Source organism: Nocardia brevicatena NBRC 12119 (assembly GCF_000308495.1).
Classification (GTDB): Bacteria; Actinomycetota; Actinomycetes; order Mycobacteriales; family Mycobacteriaceae; genus Nocardia; species Nocardia brevicatena.
Map to the genome: position 1 here is coordinate 40465 of NZ_BAFU01000006.1, position 18208 is coordinate 58672.

An 18208-nucleotide genomic window follows, 5' to 3' on the forward strand; every position below is an offset into this window, starting at 1 on the left:
CGGCTCCACGGTCGTGAGCTGGTGGTTTTTCCTCTGCGTCGTAGGTAACACGACACAATGAACTTCTCCCGAGTCGGACTTGCACGGTGGCCGGTTCTTGGGTGTAGTATTGCTGGCACCTGGACATGTTCCAGGCGCGTTCAGCCCGACCCCCCGGGGCTGAACCCGACGGCCCCAGCCTCCTCCCCCCCCCGGCTGGGGCCGTCCTCTATTTCCAGGTGGCCGCGATTTTTCCGAGCGGTCGCGGAAACATTTCCCCGCGGTCATTCTATCGCGGCCTCCTGCTCCGTTCCGGATGTGACCACTGCGGATGTGGAAATTGTCCACAGTTGTCCACACCCCCGCAGTTATCCACATTCGGTATCAGGTCCGATCGACCCGTCGCCATCTCGGCGATGCTGACCTGCATGGACCACGACCTGACAGCGGAGCACGCGGCCCCGGCGGCCCTGGTGCTCATCGGCGACGGTCGGCTGCGTGAAGAAGTCCGTCGCGTCGCCGCGGCGGCCGGTCGGCAGCTCGACGAACGCGAACCGCCTATCGGCAGACATCCATGGGTCGCCGCGCCGCTCATCGTCCTCGATACCGAGACCGCCGCCCGATGTGCCACCTCCCGGCACCCGCGGCGGCCCGGCATCGTCATGGTCACCGAGGGTGAACCCGGCCTGGACGACTGGCGGGCTGCCGCGGCCGTCGGCGCCGAACGGGTCGTCGCGCTACCGGACGCCGCTGTCGGACTCATCGAGGAATTCGCCGAACATGCCGAACGTCGCGCCGATGGCGGGATGGTCGTGGCCGTCGCGGGAACCGGCGGCGGTGCCGGAGCGTCGACACTGGCGGCGGCCACGGCGTTGCGGTCGGCCACCACGGGTTTCCGGCCGCACACCATCCTGGTCGACGGTGCTCCGTTCGGCGGTGGGCTCGACCTGCTGCTCGGTATCGAGCAGACACCGGGTCTGCGCTGGCCGGACCTGGTGGTCGACGACGGACGCGTGGCCGCCGCCGCACTGCACAACGCGCTTCCCGAAGCCGGGCTCGGACTGTCGGTGCTGTCGTGCGCTCGCGGTGCGGGACGTCCCGGCGATCTCGGCTCCGCCGCGGTACACGCGGTGATCGAAGCCGGGCGCGGTGCGGGTGACCTGGTCGTCTGCGATATATCCAGTGAGCGCGGCCCACATGCCGATCGGATACTCGAAGCCGCCGATCTGGTGGTGCTCGTGGTCCCCGCCCGCATACGCGCCGTCGCCGCGGCCGAGGCCGTCACCGGGTGGATAGCATGCCGAAACCCGAACCAGGCCCTGGTGGTCCGTGGTCCGTCGCCGGGAAATCTCCGTGGCCACGAGATCGCCGAAGTACTCGACCTACCGTTGCTGGCCGCCGTTCGCGCCCAACCGGGATTGTCCGCTCGGCTCGAACGCGGGGGTCTTCGGCTGCGGCGCGGGCCGTTGCGCGACGCATGCGATGCGGTTCTGTCCGTGTTGAGCCCACTCGCGGAGCGGAGAGCGGGATGATCGGTGATACAGGGCCGTTCGGTGCGGGTCCGGCGTTACCTCCGCTGCCGCCGGTGCTGCGGACCGGGGAACGAGGCGGTTTGCCGAGCGCCGGCGGGCCGGTGACATCGCCGGAAACAGGCGGGGTGGTGACCGCCGAACTACTGGACCGGGTCCGGGAGCGGCTGGCAAATGAGTCCGGCGAGCCGGAACCCGCGCGGATGGCCGAGGCGATCCGCGCCGAAGCCGGCGGGGTGCTCGGCGATACCGATTTGCTGCGGGCGCTTCGTTTGCTACAGACCGAGTTGACCGGTGCGGGGGCGCTGGAGCCGCTGCTACACGACCCGGACATCGCCGATGTCCTGGTCACCGCGCCGGACGCGGTGTGGATGGACCGGGGGCGCGGGCTGGAGAAGACCCCGATCACCTTCCCCGACGAGGCAGCGGTACGCAGACTGGCGCAGCGGCTCGCGCTCTCGGCGGGGCGCCGCCTCGACGACGCGCAGCCCTGGGTGGACGGGCGGCTGCCCGCGCTCGGCGCGGCACTCGGGGAAACCTTCGGTGTCCGTCTGCATGCGGTGCTGGCGCCGATCGCGCACGGCGGCACCTGTCTTTCGCTGCGTGTGCTGCGGCCGGCGACCCAGGGTCTGAACGCGCTCGCCGCCTCGAACGCCGTTCCCGTCGAGGCGATGGCTCTGCTTCGGCGGATCGTCCGCGCCCGGCTGGCCTTTCTGGTCGTCGGTGGCACCGGTGCGGGCAAAACCACACTGCTGTCCGCGTTGCTCGCCGAGGTGAACCCTCGGGAACGGATCATCTGCGTGGAGGATGCGGCGGAACTGGCTCCACCGCATCCGCATGTCGTCCGCTTGGTCGCCCGCCTCGCCAATATCGAGGGCGCCGGACAGATCACCGTGCGTGATCTGGTCCGCCAGGCCCTGCGGATGCGTCCGGATCGGATCGTCGTCGGGGAGGTGCGTGGTGCGGAGGTCGTCGACCTACTCACCGCGCTCAACACCGGCCACGACGGCGGGGCGGGCACCGTACACGCCAACTCGCCTCGGGAGGTTCCCGCACGGCTGGAGGCGCTCGCCGCTCTCGGCGGTATGGATCGTGCGGCCCTGCACAGTCAGCTCGCGGCGGCGGTTCAAGTGGTACTGCATGTGCACCGACGGCCCGACGGGTCCCGCGGGCTGAGGGAGATCGGTATGGTCGCCCGCGATAGCGGAGGATATGTCCATATCGGTCCCGCATGGTGTGCCGCGGCCGGCGAACCCACACCCGCGGGCGCCGCGCTGGACCGCCTGTTGCGCGAACGGATGCGACCATGACCGGGCCTCTGATATGCGGCGCTCTCGCCCTGGTGGTCCTACCGGTCTCGGCCGGGCGGCGGCGGTTCGACGATCTGTTCGGCCCAGGGCCGCGATCATGGAACCTCTCTACGGCAACCCTGCTCCGTTGCGGTCTCGGCATCGGCTGCGTCGCCGCGTTCACATTCGGGAGCGGCGCGCTCATCGCCGCGGTACTCGTTCTGGGCACGGCCACGATCAGGATGCGGCGGGTGCGTCGGGACCGCCGCCACCGTAGCGAATGCGGGCATCTGCTCGCGGCGTTGGAGTCGGTGATCGGCGAACTGCGCGTCGGCGCGCATCCGAGCGTCGCGGCCCAGGCCGCCGCGGAGGAGGTCGCGGGGATCGCGGCACAGGTCTTTGCGGTGGGGTCGGCGCGCGGCAGACTCGGCGGTTCCGGTGCCGACGGACTGCGATGTCCCGGCTCGGTGATCGCTGTGGAACTCGACCGGGTCGCCGACGCATGGCAGGTGGCCGAACGGTACGGGCTCGCCCTGGCCGAACCGTTGACCGCCGCCCGAACAGACCTGGCCGGCCGGATCCGGTTCCGCAACCGTACCGACGCCGCTCTCGCGGGTGCGCGCGCCACCGCCGCCGTGCTGGCCGTGCTGCCGGTGCTCGGGATCGCACTGGGGCAGTTGATGGGTGCCGAACCGCTGCGGGTGTTGTTCGCATCCGCCGCCGGAGCCTATCTGCTTCCACTCGGCACCGTATTGGCCTGCGCCGGCCTGCTCTGGGCCGATGCCATCGCACGAAAGGTATTGCTGTGAAAGGTGTTCGATATCGGCCCGGCCCGATACGCGCGCTCCCGCGACATGGCTGCCGCGCACCGCACGCGGCGGAACGCCGGGGACTCTGGTATCGGCGATGTGCCGGCATGTTCGGTGCACGGAGATCCCGATGAACTCGGCGATGGCGCTGCCATGCGCGATCCTGGCGGCGGTGTCACTGCTGGTTCCGGGTCCACGTCCGGTGACCGCTCGACTGCGTTCCGCGCCCGAGCGACTGTGGAGAGCGCCCCGCGGTTCCGAACGGACAAGGGATGATCCGCTCGCGGTCGCCACCGTCTTCGATCTCCTGGCGGCCTGCCTGCGCGCGGGTCTGCCGACCGTCCCGGCGGTCCGCGCGGTGCTCCCGGGTGCCCCCGAAGCCTTACGGACGTCCCTACGCCGATCGGCCGATCTGCTCGCTCTCGGCGCGGACCCGTCCCTCGCATGGGGGCGGTCCGGACCCGCCGCCGCGACCACACCGGAATTCGAATCGCTGGCCCGGATGGTGCGGCGTTCGGCGCGCTCGGGTTCCGCACTGGCGGCCGCGGTGGGCGAGCTGGCGGAGCAGCGGCGCGGGGAGGTCGAGGATGCGGCCGCGGCGCGGGCCGAGCGGGCGGGTGTGCTGATCGGCGGCCCGCTCGGGCTGTGTTTCCTGCCGGCCTTCATCTGCCTGGGGATCGTGCCTGTGATCATCGGCCTGGCCGGACGGGTGCTTGGTGGGGGCCTGCTGTGAGCGCCTCGCATGGTCCGGCAATCGAGATGTGTCCGCGCGGATCGGCTGTGCGGGCGGATGAGAGAGGGGAATCAGGTGCGTATCGAACTGGTACGGCGGACGGTCGGGGTATCGCATGTGGTGTCGCGGGAAGCGCGTATACGGCTGCTGCGATTCTCGAGCGGGGAGGAGGGGATGAGCACCGCCGAATACGCGATCGGCACGATTGCGGCCGCGGCATTCGGTGCCGTGCTGTACGGGGTGGTGACCGGGGACAGCATTCCGGACGCCTTGACGAAGATCATCGACAAGGCGTTGAACACCGGCGTGTAGCGGCCGAAGGCGCCGCACGGACCCGCCCGTGCGGGAATCCGCTCCGTGGCGAGCGGGGCGGTGTGACGGTCGAGGCGGCGATCGCGCTGGGAGCGATTGCCGCCGCTGCCACCCTGTGTATCGGTGCCGTGCTGGCGGCATCGACCCAGGTGCGTTGCGTCGATGCGGCTCGGGAAGCCGCTCGACTGGCCGCCAGGGGCGATCGGGCGAACGCGCTGGAGGCGGCGCGGCGAGTAGCGCCCGAGAATGCGGGTATAGCCATCCGTCGAGAGGGCGACCGCGTGGTCGTTGTGGTCTCCGCCGAGCCGCCGCTGTTGCCCCTACTGGTGTTGCGGGCGGAAGCGGTCGCCGCTGTGGAGCCGGGAGGAATACCGTGACGGAATGGAAGGGGTGGCGAGACGACGCCGGGGCAGCGAGTGTGGCGGCGGCTCTGGCATTGGCCGGGCTGCTCGCCGTGACGGTTGCGGTGGTTCAGGTCGGTGCCGTCGTGGTGGCGCGGCACCGTGCGCAGGCCGGCGCCGATCTCGCGGCGCTTGCCGCGGCGAGCGCACTCCTTCGCGGTGTCGAGGCCGGTTGCGCGGAAGCGGAGACCCTTGCCCGCCGGATGGAGGTGCGGCTCGTCCGTTGCGAAGTCATCGGCTGGGATGCCGTGATCTCGGTGGAGGAAGATCTGCCGGGGGGAGCGTTCGGGTCGCGTAGTGTACGTGCGATCGCGCGGGCAGGGCAGGTCGAAGAAGGGAGTTGAAGCTCTCGCGGTGAAATTTGTTAACGGGAATTATTGAAATCGTGCAGTAATTGGAATTGTCGCGCCGTTAATGGTTCTCCGCACAGAAGCGGAAATTGGGGAAGGGTGCGGGTGAGCAAACCGAATCGGGAATGGCTATTGGCCGGTTAACCGGACAGCGCTCCTCTTTATTGAGATCAACAACTGGACATTCGACCTGATTTGTGGGCCGCCCACACCGCCGCGCACTGCGATCTCAGGAGGTGGTCCCGAACTCGCCTTCCGCCTCATAGGCCAGGTCGGCGACAACAACACTCAGCAACCGGGTCGCGGCCGTCTTGTCCAGAGGAGCGTTGCCGTTCCCGCATTTGGGCGACTGCACGCAGGAGGGGCACCCGGAGCCACAACCGCATGAGTCGATGGCACCGAGCGTGGCCGTTAACCAGCTCCGTAGGCGGGTGAAGCCGCGTTCGGCGAAGCCCGCACCACCGGGCTGTCCGTCGTAGACGAATACGGTGGGCAAGCCGGTATCCGGGTGTTCGGCGGTGGAGACGCCGCCGATATCCCAGCGGTCGCAGGTGGCGACCAGTGGCAGCAGACCGATCGCGGCGTGTTCGGCGGCATGGAGCGCGCCGGGCAGTTCGGTGGGGTCGATATCGGCTCGTTCGAGCAGGTCGGCCGTCACCGTGTAGAAGACCGCGACCGTGGGCAGGGTCTGGGCGGGTAGATCCAGTTCCACAAGGTCGAGAACCTCTCCCGTCGGCAGGGTGCGAAGGTAGCCGACCACTTGACCGGTCACTCGGACCGTCGCCAGCGCAGTGGTCACCCCGCGATATACCCGGTGTTCGAGTGCCTCGTCCACCTCGATGGAGGTGACCTGGCGGGCACTGGTCGTCCAGCCGGGGCTGTCCGCGCGGACGAACGCGACGCCGGTGTCGAGATCGAGTTCCTCGACGACATAGGTCTCGCCCTGATGCAGGTGAACTGCCCCTTCGTGCAGAGTAGCGGGGGCTCGGGCGGCGTCGGCGGTACCGAGCAGCCGGCCGGTCTCGCTGTCCACGATGGCCACCGGCGTACCGATACCGCCGCGCACGTCCACGGAATCGTGCGGCTCGGTCTCGGCGGTGACGAACCAACGCGCCGCCCCGGCGGCCCCGTTCTCCCGTCGTCGGATGAGGCCTTGTTCGGCCAGGTCTCCGATGACCTGGCCGGCACCGAAACGCTCCACTTCCTCGTCGGTGAGCGGCAGTTCCATGGCCGCACACAGCAACTGGGGGCCGAGTACGTAGGGGTTTCCCGGATCGGTGATCGTGGCCTCGACCGGTTTGTCCAGCAGTGCCCGAGGGTGGTGCACCAGGTAGGTGTCGAGGGGATCGTCTCGTGCCACCAGCAGCGCCAACGACCCGTGGGCATCGCGGCCCGCGCGTCCCACCTGCTGCCAGAAAGAGGCCACCGTCCCCGGGAAACCGGACAGCACCACCGCGTCCAGGCCCGCGATGTCGACGCCGAGTTCCAGCGCGTTCGTGGTCGCGACGGCCAGCAGCGAACCGTTCGACAGGCCCGCCTCCAGCTCTCGCCGGTCCTCCGGCAGATAGCCGCCCCGGTAGGCGGCCACCCGGTCCGCCAACACCGGATCGACCTCGCGCAGCAGCCTGCGCGTATCCATGGCGATGAGTTCGGCCGAGCGGCGGGAACGGGCGAAGGTCAGCGTCCGTGCGCCGGCGAGCACCAGTTCGGCCGTGAGCCGGGCGGCTTCCGAGGCCGCTCCCCGTCGCACCGGTGCTCCGTTCTCGCCGGTGCTCTCGGCCAGGAGTGGCGGTTCCCAGAACGCCACGGTGCGTGGGCCGCGCGGGGAACCGTCCTCGGTTACCGCCACACAGTCCGCGCCGATCAGCCGGGACGCCGCCGCCGCGGGTTCGGCCGTGGTCGCCGAGCACAGGATGAATACGGGTTCGGCTCCGTAGTGTGCGGTCAACCGACGTAGCCGGCGCAGGACCAGCGCCACATGCGATCCGAATACTCCCCGGTAGGCGTGGCATTCGTCGACCACCACGAAGCGCAGGCGGCGCAACAGGCGTGCCCAGCGCGGGTGGGCGCGCAACAGCCCCAGGTGCAGTATGTCCGGGTTGGTGAAGACCCAGCGGGCATTGGCCCGCACCCATTGTCGGATCTCGCCCGGGGTGTCGCCGTCGTATCCGGCGGCGTGGATATCGCGGAGCGGACCGTCGTGGGTGAGCGCGGCGACGGTCCGCAGCTGATCGGCGCCGAGCGCCTTCGTCGGGGCGAGGTAGAGCGCGGTCGCCCGGGGGTCGTCGAGCAGCGTACTCAGCACCGGCAGCTGGTAACCCAGCGATTTACCCGACGCGGTGCCGGTGGCGACCACTACATGGCGCCCCGAGATCGCCGATTCGGCGGTGGCGACCTGATGGCTCCACGCGGCGGTGATACCCGAGGCCCGCAATGCGTCGACGACCGTGGGGGGCACCCACTCGGGCCAGTCCGCGACCGAGGCGGCGCGTTCGGGAAGCTCCGCGATATGGGTCGGTTGGAGTTCCCCGTCGTGCTTGCCTTTCAGGACACGATTCAGCAACGATTGGCCGTAGCTGGAGCCGATCGTGTCCGTCGATCGGTGTTCTCGACCCCGGGGATTCACGGCGTCCAGTCTTCCAGGCGGCCACGAAGTGTGAAACGTGTGCGTCCGAGTTGCGCTACCTGCGATTTCGATACCAAATAGCGATCTGGGTCACAGTAGTGTTGCCGGACCGAATCCTGGTTATCGAGAGGCAAACATACCGGAAGTCCAGAATACGGCAATCTGTCCCTTATCTGCGCATTCGCAAGATCAGGTTTTTTGCAAATTGTCGGTAACTCCGCTGTTGAATTGCCCGAAGACATGGTTCACTGGGTCCTGGTCGCAAGCTTCTGTGTTCGAGGGACGGATGCAAAGTCCAAACCGTCGGCAGGGGATCGATGTTGCGACCGGTGTACATGGTGGTATTTCGTGAGAAAGAAGCCAACAGTACAGCGGTCGGAACGGGCCCGGTGGACGAAACCCAGTTGTCCGCCGTTCCGAGTAAGAAAAGAGAAGGAACAGAATGGCACAGGGAACTGTGAAGTGGTTCAACGCGGAGAAGGGTTTCGGCTTCATCGCGCCGGAGGATGGCTCCGCTGACGTCTTCGTTCACTACTCCGAGATCCAGGGTTCGGGATTCCGCACCCTCGAGGAGAACCAGAAGGTCGAGTTCGAGGTTGGCCAGGGCACCAAGGGCCCGCAGGCCACCGGAGTCCGCGCGCTCAGCTGAGCACGTGACATCCATCTCGTCCCTCACCCCCATAACGGCGGTGAGGGACGAGCTATATCCGGGTAGATCCGCATCACACCGCGCGGCGCGGCCGGCCGGCGACACTGCATACTGAACGCGTCGACGCCTACGCCCGGTGGTTTCTCGCAACCGCTCGACCATGCGCAGCGTCAAGGTATAAACGTCTCTGGTGGCTTCGAACGTTTGTTGCCGCCATTACCCCAGCCGCGCCCGCGCCAATGGTGCCGAGCAGGTCGAGAGGAAAGGTGTATCCACCGGTGGCAACACGAGACCGCAGTGCAGCCGACCAGGGGCGCCCCCTGCGTCGTCTCGTGATCGTCGAGTCTCCGACCAAGGCTCGGAAGATCGCGCCCTATCTGGGCCGTGACTACACGGTGGAGGCCTCCGTCGGCCATATCCGGGACCTGCCGCGCGGCGCGGCCGATGTCCCGGCCAAATACAAGGGCCAGGACTGGGCCCGCCTCGGAGTCGATGTCAACAATGACTTCGAGCCCATCTACGTCATCAGCCCGGACAAGAAGAGCAAGGTCACCGAACTCAAGAGCCTGCTCGCCGAGGCCGACGAGCTGTATCTGGCCACCGACCCCGACCGCGAGGGCGAGGCCATCGCCTGGCATCTGCTGGAAACCCTGAAACCGAAGATCCCGGTCCGGCGAATGGTGTTCCACGAGATCACCGAACCGGCCATCCGCGCGGCCGCCACCGATACCCGCGAACTGGACAACGACCTGGTCGATGCCCAGGAGACCCGGCGCATCCTGGACCGGCTCTACGGCTACGAGGTCAGCCCGGTGCTGTGGAAGAAGATCATGCCGCGGCTGTCGGCGGGCCGGGTGCAGTCGGTCGCCACCCGCGTGATCGTGCAGCGGGAACGCGAGCGGATGGCATTCCGCTCGGCGGAGTACTGGGATATCGCGGCCAAGCTCGACGCGGGCGGTGAGGCGGACGCCACCAATCCGCGGATCTTCTCGGCGCGACTGGTCGATATCGACGGTTCCCGCGTCGCCACCGGCCGAGACTTCGGCCCCGACGGGCAGCTCAAAGCGCCTTCCCAGGCGAATGCGAAGGATGTTCCGCGGGTCGTCGTGCTGGACGAGGCCTATGCCCGCCGGCTGGCCGAAGCGCTCGACGGCGCCGATCTCGTGGTGTCGTCGGTCGAGTCCAGGCCCTATACCCGCAAGCCCTACGCACCGTTCATGACATCCACGCTGCAGCAGGAGGCGGGCCGCAAACTGCGATTCACCTCGGAACGCACCATGCGGGTGGCGCAGCGGTTGTACGAGAACGGCTACATCACCTATATGCGTACCGACTCGACGACCCTGTCCGAGTCGGCCATCCACGCCGCACGCACCCAGGCCACCCAGCTCTACGGAGCGGAGTACCTGCACCCCACCCCCCGCCAGTACAACCGGAAGGTCAAGAACGCCCAGGAAGCACACGAGGCCATCCGTCCGGCCGGCGACACCTTCGCCACGCCCGGCCGGCTGCACTCCCGGCTCGACGAGGACGAGTTCCGCCTCTACGAATTGATCTGGCAGCGCACGGTCGCCTCGCAGATGGCCGACGCACGGGGCACCACCCTGACGGTGCGGATCACCGGCACCGCCGGGACCGGTGAGGAATGCGTATTCGCCGCGTCCGGGCGGACCATCACCTTCCCGGGTTTCCTGAAGGCGTACGTGGAGAGCGTCGACGAGGAGGCGGGCGGCCAATCCGACGACGCGGAGAACCGCCTGCCCGACCTGTCCGAGGGCGAGGCCGTCACCGCGGTCGAGCTGACCCCGGACGGGCACAATACCAATCCACCCGCCCGCTACACCGAGGCGTCGCTGGTCAAAACCCTGGAAGAGCTGGGCATCGGCCGGCCGTCCACCTACTCGTCGATCATCAAGACCATCCTCGATCGCGGCTACGTGTACAAACGCGGTAGTGCGCTGGTGCCGTCATGGGTGGCGTTCTCCGTGGTCGGCCTGTTGGAGGAGCATTTCGGCCGGCTGGTCGACTTCGACTTCACCGCCGCCATGGAAGACGATCTGGACGCCATCGCGGCCGGTCGTGAGCGGCGGGGAAACTGGTTGACCGGGTTCTATTTCGGTGGCGACCACGGCGCCGAGGGGTCGGTTGCCCGCTCCGGTGGGCTGAAGAAGATGGTCGGCGACCGGCTCGACGAGATCGATGCCCGCGAGGTCAATTCGATCAAGCTGTTCACCGACGCGGACGGCCGCGATGTCGTGGTGCGCGTCGGTCGATACGGTCCGTATCTCGAACGGATGGTCACCGACCCGGACAACCCCGACGCCGAGCCGGTCTCACAGCGCGCCAACCTGCCCGACGACCTTCCCCCGGACGAGTTGACGCCCGAGGCGGCCGAAAAACTTTTCGCCACTCCGCAGGAGGGACGTTCCCTCGGCGCCGATCCGGCGACCGGACACGAAATCGTGGTGAAGGACGGTCGGTTCGGTCCGTACGTCACCGAGATCCTGCCCGAGCCGGTCGAGGACTCGGCGAACGGTAGGAAAACGGCCAAGAAGACCGGTCCGAAACCGCGCACCGGTTCGTTGTTCAAGTCCATGGACCCGGCGACCGTCACCCTCGACGAAGCCCTGAAGGTGCTGTCGTTGCCCCGCGTGGTCGGTACCGATCCGGGGTCCGGTGAGGAGATCACCGCCCAGAATGGCCGTTACGGTCCCTACCTGAAGAAGGGCACCGATTCCCGTTCCCTGGCCGCCGAGGACCAGATCTTCACGGTCACCCTGGAAGAAGCGCTGAAGGTCTATGCCGAACCCAAGCGCCGCGGTAGACAGGCCGCGGCGGCACCGCCGCTGCGGGAACTCGGCACGGATGCGGCCACCGGCAAGCAGATGGTGATCAAGGACGGCCGGTTCGGCCCGTACGTCACCGATGGGGAAACCAACGCCAGCCTGCGCAAGGGCGATGATATCGCGACGATCACCGACGAGCGTGCCTCGGAACTGCTGGCCGATCGACGGGCGCGCGGCCCGGTGAAGAAGACCGCGAAGAAGGCGGCGGCGAAGAAGACCACCGCGAAGAAGGCCACGGCGAGCCGGGCCACATCGCGTTCGGGTGGGGAGACGGAATAACCCGGCCACCCGGGCGGGATCGTGAGGACGCGATCGACCTCCCGACGAGCAGCGGTCTCTTCCGGGGCGCCCCGATGAGCGGGTCCGTGGACACGCCGCCCTCGGCGAGCCGGTCCCCGGTGTGCTGTCATCCGATCGACCGCGAACGACACGGGACCGAGATCCTGGTATCGGCGCGTCGGACAAGGCATGGCCCCGCCTTCACTTCGGCCCGCCCGCGGGACCGTGCCGGCCGTGGATGGATGGCGCAGACCGGTGCCCCATTAGGGTGTAGCGCATGGCGGGTGTCTTCGATCGTCTGGTCGGCCAGGAAGCGGTGGAATCCGCGCTGACCGCCGCCGCGGTCGCCGCCCGGTCGGGGGTGGTCGCGGGCGCGATGACACATTCGTGGCTGTTCACCGGGCCACCGGGGTCGGGCCGGTCCGTTGCCGCCCTCTGCTTCGCCGCCGCACTGCAGTGCACCGACCCGGGCACACCAGGCTGCGGTCGCTGCCATGCCTGCACCACCACCATGACCGGTACGCACGGTGACGTGCGTCGCGTCGTTCCCGAGGGTCTGAGTATCTCCACCAAGGAGATGCGCGAGATCGTGCAGATCGCGGCCCGCAGGCCGAGCACCGGCCGCTGGCAGGTGGTGGTGATCGAGGACGCCGACCGCCTCACCGAGGCGGCGGGCAATGTATTGCTGAAAGTGGTCGAGGAGCCGCCGGACCGGACGGTGTTCTTGCTGTGCGCCCCGTCGGTGGACCCGGAGGACATATCGATCACCCTGCGGTCCCGATGTCGTCACATGCATCTGGTGACCCCGTCCGTCCCGGCGATCGCGCGGGTATTGCGGGAACAGGACGGGATCGACGAGAGGGCCGCCGCGTGGGCGGCCGCGGTCAGCGGCGGCCATATCGGGCGGGCGCGTCGGCTCGCCACCGACGAGGAAACACGGGCCCGGCGCAAACGAGCACTGTCGCTGGTGACCGCGGTATTCCGCCCCGGCACCGCCTACGCTGCCGCCGACGAACTGGTCAAAGCCGCCGACGACGAGGCCAGACAGTTGAATGCCGACCGCGACGAGCGCGAACGCGAGGAGCTCGCGACCGCCCTCGGCGCCGGCGGAACCGGAAAGGGCGCCGCGAGCGCCACCCGCGGCTCCGCCGGCGTACTCAAGGACCTCGAACGTCGCCAGAAATCCCGAGCCACCCGCACCGGCCGCGACGCCCTCGACCGCGCCCTCATCGATGTCGCCGGCCTCTACCGTGACGCCTTGGCCCTCCGCTTCGGAACCGATGCCGCGGTCCCCGGCATCACCATGAACCACCCCGATATGGCCGATCAGGCCCGCGACCTCGCCGACCGTGTACGCCCCGAGGGTCTGCTCCGGTCGGTGGAAGCCGTTCTCGCCTGCCGGGAGGCCCTGGACCACAATGTCAAACCCCGTTTCGCGGTAGCGGCCATGGTCGCGGGCCTCATCGCCGCGCAAGCCCCCTGACCACCCGTTTTCGCATTCGGTGGTGCGAGACGATAGACTCGCCACGCCGAACGGCATGCCGCCTTAGCTCAGTCGGTAGAGCGCTTCACTCGTAATGAAAAGGTCGGGGGTTCGATTCCCCCAGGCGGCTCCACCTTTTCCCGGCGGGATCCCGAGGTCGGTGACGACCGCTTTGATCCGCTTGACCCGGAACCGTCCGTCCAACCCCCGCCACCGCCCCGCGCTGCACTATGCCTTGCCATATTGGTCACAGCGGTCTCCAATACGGTCGCAGGGTGGCCGGCAGGCTGCCCGCACGCACGAGCCGCATGGCTCGAAGTCCGGTCCAACGATCTGGTGAGGGCAGTTCACCAGCGCTTTCGAAGGGACGGGCGAGTTCCGATGGTGCCGGGCGTGTCGTATCCGAAGGATCGGTATGAGATCATTCGGCTTCCGGATGACGCTCGAACGGCAGCGCTGGGTAACACCGCGGTAACGGGTCGGAGTGGAGCCCACGATAGTACTGGCGGTACCCGCCCATGGTCGCGAGCGAGTCGGCCGTTCGTGCGGCGTACAACCAGGTTTCCGCCGCCTTGCCATGGGAAGTGGAAGGCGCGCTACGTCGCCATCCTCTCTGTCGGCAGGAAATAACGGGACGTAACGAAATTCGGCGCACGATGGAAACGAATTGGGAAATATTCGGCTTCGATCTTGCGTCCAGGTCCGATCGGGTTCGTATCGTAAATTCCGCCGGTATTTCTTCGTCCGGCTCGCCGGTATTTCTTCGTCCGGCTCGGTGGGGGTGGCCGTTCAGAGGTTTCACTGCCGGGTTCCGTGAGATCGAATACGGTTGCCTCTCCGCTCGCCTGGTTGGTTTGTGCTGTTCAGGAGGATACGGCGAAGAGTGCGAGACTGTAGAAAGCAGACACTGCGAGCGGATGGCGGGTGTCCGACCATTGCGGCGGCAGTGCGGCACGGTCGTATACCCGCTATGGCGGATGAGCAATCCTCCACGGGATTTCCAGTGGGGAAATCCAGTTCTCGTCCGGTGGCGCGGGCACGGGAATTTATGTGAAGTCAGGACGACGAGTGGGTCGGCTTCGGACAGGAAGGTCTGCTCGGCCGGGTTCTTCTCACCGCTCCATTGCTGCCGACATCCGCCACAGAGTCACGTTCGCCTTCCCGAACGTCGCGTTCCGCACACCGGCGCCGCAGAGGACGACGGTGTAGGTGTCGGGTGGGGAAGTGGCCCATAGTCCGTCGTGTGGGTACGCGGGGCGAGGATCGCGGAGTCCTTTGTCAGGTTTGCGATGGGGGGTCTGCGGGCGCGGGCGCATGGGGCGCCGGCTCGATCCGGAAGACCGGGCAGCGAGGTGCGGCGGCGGCGAACGCGTCGGGGTCGGCGGATTCGACCGTGCCGGATCGGATCATGAACTGTACGCCGTGCGGCACTTTCTCCGGGAATGCCCGCAGCACCGGCTCCCGCTCGGACGCCGGCAGTTCCACCAGCGAAACCCGTTGGTTGCGCCGACCTTTCGCGAGCACACCCCACCCCGCGGCGCGGGCGTTGCGTACCCAGTCCGCGTCGTCGAATCCGCCGACCACATACATCACCCCGTCGACGGTGAGCGGGGAGACCGGTGTGGTGCGCAATTGCCCGGTTTTGCGGCCGGGAACCGAGAGAACTCGCATCGTGCCCACCGCGAGGCCGAGCCGCTGGAACGCGATCACCACTCGGTTGAGTCGCTTCAGGCGCCGCCGCAGCCGGTCGTTTTCGCTGGTCATGGTTACTCCTTGTCGCTGTCCGGGGCGTTGTCGGCCTCCGGCCACGGCATACCGTGGTCGATATCGTGTGCGGTTCGTTCCAACCAGGTGATTTCGGCGTCGCGCAGATGGTGGAGGTATTCGGCTTCCAGCAGCACCGCGCGAGGCAGACCGGTCACGTATTCCGCCTGCATCCGGCTCGCGTCGGCGGCGTCCTCGCGCAGCCGCTCGGCGCGCCGCCGCAGCAGCCGCGCGGCGTTGTCGGGGGTCAGCGCGGGCAGGTGGGCCAGTGCGGCGACGAATCGGGGGTATTCGTTCACCGGCTCGGTCAGGAATCGCTCCAGCAGTGTGTTCAGCGCTTCCCGACCGGTTTCGGTGATCTCGTAGACCGTCCGTTCCGGGCGGGTGCCGGCGCGGGCGGTGCCGGCCCGCCGTACGTATTCCGCGCGTTCGAGTCTGCCGATCGCGTCGTAGAGCGATCCACCGCGCAGCTTCACCACATCGTCCACATGCCGCTCGCGGATGGCGATCTTCATTTCGTACGGATGTCGTGGTCGCTCCGCCAGGAGCGTCAGCACCGCCAGTGTCAGTGGCGTCTCCACCGCGCGCGGTTCCCGGGCCACCGGCACCCCTTATAGTCGATTTCGTCTAGTCGAGTTCGACTATAAGCCGCTGGTGTCCTGCGACGCAACAGGAAGGATGCGCCGGCTTGTCGAAGTCGAGGCGAACTCGGTGTCGATACCGGTCGACGTGATGTCGGTGCAGGGCGTGAGAGGCCGACGACCGGAGCTCATCGCGGCAAGCGAGGAGCCCAGGACGAGGAAGAATCACTCGCCCGGGCGGTGGCTATGGCCTCGACTTCGACGAGCCGGTCGTCATATTCCGACACCGTCCGTTCGGCGTGGGGTGGCTCACAGGACGATGACGTTCTTCCCGCGGGTGTGTCCGCTCTGACCGGCGGCGAATGCCTGCGGGACCTCCTCGAGCGTGAAGGTCCGCGCGATGGGGACGGTGAGCTTGCCCTCGGCGGCGAGATCGGCCAGGCGCTGGATGTGGGAGCCGTCGGGCCGCGCCCAGACCACGTGGCCGCCGTGTTCGGCGACGGTGCCGTCGGCGATGGAGGCGTGTCTACCGCCCTCGGCGAGGACGGCGAGGGTGACGTCCAATTGGCCGCCCACGAAATCCGCGACGGCCTGCACGCCGCCGGATGCCAGTTCCCGGACCTGGTCGGCGAGACCCTCGCCGTAGGCCAACGGTTCGGCGCCGAGCTCGCGGAGGAAATCGTGGTTGGTCGGGGACGCGGTGCCGAGTACCCGGGCACCACGGGCCTTCGCGATCTGGACGCCCAGGCTGCCGACACCGCCCGCCGCGGCATGGATCAGCACGGTGTCGTCCGCGTCGACCTCGAGCAGGTCGAGGGTGCGCAGAGCGGTTCCCCCGGCCAGCGGGAGCGCTCCGGCCTGCTCCCAGGTCAGCGTGGCCGGTTTGCGCGCCACGTGCGCTGCCTCGACCGCTACCAGTTCGGCGAAGGTGCCGCCGTGCAGGATGTCCTTGCGGGCATAGGCCAGCACCTCGTCGCCCACCGCGAATTCGGGGGTGTCGATACCGGTTTCGACCACCACCCCGGCGACGTCCCAGCCCGGGATCACGGGGAATTGTGCGTCGATCAGACCGTCCAGACCGCCCGACATCGCCTTCCAGTCGACGGGGTTGACGCCTGCCGCGCGGACCTCGATCAGTACCGATCCGGGGAACACTTTGGGTTTCGGCAGTTCGCCGATCCGCACATCGGTGTTCTCGGAGGTGTACCGGTCATATATGGCTGCCCGCATGGTCGCAATCCCGTCCGTCTCGGTTTCGGCTGTCGTCCCGTGCAACAGCGGTACCCGTCCGATATTCCGGCCGGCCCGCTGCCGAGTTATGCCGCGCTTCGGGCGTATCCGCGTCCCCTCGTGGCGGGGTTCGACCCCCTCGTTAGGGTCGCCGGATGGGTCAACGAACGGTCGAGAACGCCTACGCGGCGCGTTCCCGGGAGTACATCGAGCTTTTCGGATCGGTCGACAGTGTGCACGCCGATGATCTCGCGATGGTGCGGCGATGGGCCGAACTGTCCGGAGGTCGGGTGCTCGATATCGGTTGCGGTCCCGGGCAGCTGTCCGCCTATCTGCATGGGCTGGGGTTCGACGTCACCGGGATCGATCCCGTCCCGGAGTTCGTCGAACACGCCCGGGCACGGTATCCGGGGCCGTCCTTCGAGGTGGGCTCGGCGCAAACACTGGATCTGCCCGGCGGATCGGTCGCCGGGATCCTGGCATGGTATTCCCTGATCCACCTGCCGCCGGCCGAGCTCGACGGGGTTCTCACCGAGTTCCGGCGGGTGCTCGCCCCGGGCGGTGTGGTGCTCCTGGGTTTCTTCTACGGTGCCGCGGTGGAGGAGTTCCCACACAAGGTGGTGGCGGCATACAAGTGGCCGGTCGACGAGTTGGCGCGCCGGTTGTCCGCGGTGGGTTTCCAGGAGCGGGAGCGTCTGACCCGAACGGGCGGAGGACACCGTCCGCACGGGGCCCTACTGGCCCGTAGCGTGGCATGAGCGGCCGGCGCCCGGAGGCGGTAGCGCAGTGTAATCACGCAGGGCCCCGCTCATGCCGAATGGACACAGCCTGAGCGGTATGGGTTCACCGAGACCGGGCGACGTTGACCGGGCTCGGCGAACTCCCGCTCAACCCGCGGCCGCGGGCCGCAGGCCGGTGCGGTCGATGATCCGGGCCAGTTCGGTATTGAACTTCTCGGATGCTTCCAGATTGGTGAGATGGCCGGTCGGCCACACGTGGTAGTCGCTCAAGTGGCCGGTCTCCTGGAGGGTGTCGGCGATGAGGCGGGACATCCGCTCCGGCAGCAGCCGGTCATACCGGCCGGCGATCACGAGGGTGGGGACGGTCAGGTGGCGGGCGGCGTCGCCCAGGTCCATATCGGCGAGGATGGCCGCGTGCCTGCCGCGGGTGAGCGGACGGCACGAGCGCACGATATCGAGGGCGAAATCGGCTATTTCCACGGACGCCTCGGGGCCCATGATCCGGTCCATCAGCAGTCGGCGCACCAGCGGACCGCCCGGGATGGGGACGGGGGTGGTGAGGGCTGTTTCGGCGATCAGCATGGGCATCCGGATCTCCGAGCCGAACA

16 protein-coding genes and 1 tRNA gene are annotated in these 18208 nt (G+C 68.0%); 12 read left to right on the top strand and 5 right to left on the bottom strand.

All coding sequences use genetic code 11. From position 1 onward, the window contains the following. Nucleotides 1–407 precede the first annotated feature (407 nt). The 7 genes from ssd to ON20_RS01335 all read left to right on the top strand — a co-directional run bounded on the left by ssd (nt 408) and on the right by ON20_RS01335 (nt 5396). Entirely contained in the window at nt 408–1511 is a 1104-nt protein-coding gene (gene ssd / locus ON20_RS01305) for a septum site-determining protein Ssd (protein WP_051161376.1), read from the top strand. Then, complete coding sequence (locus ON20_RS01310; RefSeq protein ID WP_083864449.1) at nt 1508–2818, top strand: TadA family conjugal transfer-associated ATPase; 1311 nt, start codon at nt 1508–1510, stop codon at nt 2816–2818. Before ssd ends, ON20_RS01310 begins: the two co-directional genes overlap by 4 nt. Then, on the top strand, nt 2815–3606 hold the full coding sequence (locus ON20_RS01315; protein ID WP_040832972.1) for a type II secretion system F family protein: 792 nt from the start codon (nt 2815–2817) through the stop codon (nt 3604–3606). The genes ON20_RS01310 and ON20_RS01315 overlap by 4 nt, the downstream gene beginning before the upstream one ends. 130 nt (nt 3607–3736) lie before the next feature. After that, a complete protein-coding gene (locus ON20_RS01320; protein WP_040832973.1) occupies nt 3737–4339 on the top strand; it encodes a type II secretion system F family protein in 603 nt (200 codons plus the stop codon). A 75-nt stretch (nt 4340–4414) separates the two neighbouring features. Continuing rightward, entirely contained in the window at nt 4415–4651 is a 237-nt protein-coding gene (locus tag ON20_RS01325; protein ID WP_438803363.1) for a DUF4244 domain-containing protein, read from the top strand. Between the two features lie 62 nt (nt 4652–4713). After that, on the top strand, nt 4714–5028 hold the full coding sequence (locus ON20_RS01330; RefSeq protein WP_040832974.1) for a TadE family type IV pilus minor pilin: 315 nt from the start codon (nt 4714–4716) through the stop codon (nt 5026–5028). Beyond that, a complete protein-coding gene (locus tag ON20_RS01335) occupies nt 5025–5396 on the top strand; it encodes an Rv3654c family TadE-like protein (protein ID WP_083864453.1) in 372 nt (123 codons plus the stop codon). The genes ON20_RS01330 and ON20_RS01335 overlap by 4 nt, the downstream gene beginning before the upstream one ends. Before the next feature lie 235 nt (nt 5397–5631). Here the strand turns inward: ON20_RS01335 and ON20_RS01340 are convergent, their stop codons facing one another. Next, a complete protein-coding gene (locus ON20_RS01340; protein ID WP_051161369.1) occupies nt 5632–7965 on the bottom strand; it encodes a DEAD/DEAH box helicase in 2334 nt (777 codons plus the stop codon). A 505-nt stretch (nt 7966–8470) separates the two neighbouring features. On the opposite strand from ON20_RS01340, the gene ON20_RS01345 reads away from it, so the two are divergent. The 4 genes from ON20_RS01345 (at nt 8471) to ON20_RS01360 (ending at nt 13418) form a co-directional block, all read left to right on the top strand. Beyond that, a complete protein-coding gene (locus tag ON20_RS01345; protein WP_011206895.1) occupies nt 8471–8677 on the top strand; it encodes a cold-shock protein in 207 nt (68 codons plus the stop codon). A 278-nt stretch (nt 8678–8955) separates the two neighbouring features. Continuing rightward, nucleotides 8956–11802, top strand: coding sequence for a type I DNA topoisomerase (gene topA, locus ON20_RS01350; protein WP_040832976.1), 2847 nt, complete (start codon nt 8956–8958; stop codon nt 11800–11802). Nucleotides 11803–12079: 277 nt separating this feature from the next. Beyond that, the gene (locus ON20_RS01355; protein ID WP_040832977.1) at nt 12080–13285 is read left to right on the top strand and encodes a DNA polymerase III subunit delta'; all 1206 of its coding nucleotides are present in this window, start codon (nt 12080–12082) and stop codon (nt 13283–13285) included. Between the two features lie 57 nt (nt 13286–13342). Further along, nucleotides 13343–13418: transfer RNA gene (locus ON20_RS01360), tRNA-Thr, on the top strand. 1145 nt (nt 13419–14563) lie between these two features. Here ON20_RS01360 and ON20_RS01365 read toward each other — a convergent pair. From ON20_RS01365 to ON20_RS01375, 3 genes are all read right to left on the bottom strand, one after another. Then, on the bottom strand, nt 14564–15049 hold the full coding sequence (locus ON20_RS01365) for a nitroreductase/quinone reductase family protein (RefSeq protein WP_040832978.1): 486 nt from the start codon (nt 15047–15049) through the stop codon (nt 14564–14566). 2 nt (nt 15050–15051) lie between these two features. Next, the gene (locus ON20_RS01370; RefSeq protein ID WP_051161378.1) at nt 15052–15651 is read right to left on the bottom strand and encodes a PadR family transcriptional regulator; all 600 of its coding nucleotides are present in this window, start codon (nt 15649–15651) and stop codon (nt 15052–15054) included. 288 nt (nt 15652–15939) lie between these two features. Next, entirely contained in the window at nt 15940–16860 is a 921-nt protein-coding gene (locus ON20_RS01375; protein ID WP_040832979.1) for an NADP-dependent oxidoreductase, read from the bottom strand. A 155-nt stretch (nt 16861–17015) separates the two neighbouring features. On the opposite strand from ON20_RS01375, the gene ON20_RS01380 reads away from it, so the two are divergent. Continuing rightward, nucleotides 17016–17618 (top strand): class I SAM-dependent methyltransferase, encoded by a 603-nt coding sequence (locus ON20_RS01380; RefSeq protein WP_040832980.1) that lies wholly within the window; start codon nt 17016–17018, stop codon nt 17616–17618. Between the two features lie 129 nt (nt 17619–17747). Here ON20_RS01380 and ON20_RS01385 read toward each other — a convergent pair. After that, a partial coding sequence (locus tag ON20_RS01385; RefSeq protein WP_040832981.1) for an alpha/beta fold hydrolase occupies nt 17748–18208 on the bottom strand: 461 nt, incomplete at its 5' end.

Bases quoted from the DNA above. Each gene is read 5' to 3' on its own strand.
- ssd (WP_051161376.1), top strand. From the start codon at position 408: ATGGACCACGACCTGACAGCGGAGCACGCGGCCCCGGCGGCCCTGGTG.
- ON20_RS01310 (WP_083864449.1), top strand. From the start codon at position 1,508: ATGATCGGTGATACAGGGCCGTTCGGTGCGGGTCCGGCGTTACCTCCG.
- ON20_RS01315 (WP_040832972.1), top strand. From the start codon at position 2,815: ATGACCGGGCCTCTGATATGCGGCGCTCTCGCCCTGGTGGTCCTACCG.
- ON20_RS01320 (WP_040832973.1), top strand. From the start codon at position 3,737: ATGAACTCGGCGATGGCGCTGCCATGCGCGATCCTGGCGGCGGTGTCA.
- ON20_RS01345 (WP_011206895.1), top strand. From the start codon at position 8,471: ATGGCACAGGGAACTGTGAAGTGGTTCAACGCGGAGAAGGGTTTCGGC.
- ON20_RS01355 (WP_040832977.1), top strand. From the start codon at position 12,080: ATGGCGGGTGTCTTCGATCGTCTGGTCGGCCAGGAAGCGGTGGAATCC.
- ON20_RS01365 (WP_040832978.1), bottom strand. From the start codon at position 15,049: ATGACCAGCGAAAACGACCGGCTGCGGCGGCGCCTGAAGCGACTCAAC.
- ON20_RS01375 (WP_040832979.1), bottom strand. From the start codon at position 16,860: ATGCGGGCAGCCATATATGACCGGTACACCTCCGAGAACACCGATGTG.
- ON20_RS01380 (WP_040832980.1), top strand. From the start codon at position 17,016: ATGGGTCAACGAACGGTCGAGAACGCCTACGCGGCGCGTTCCCGGGAG.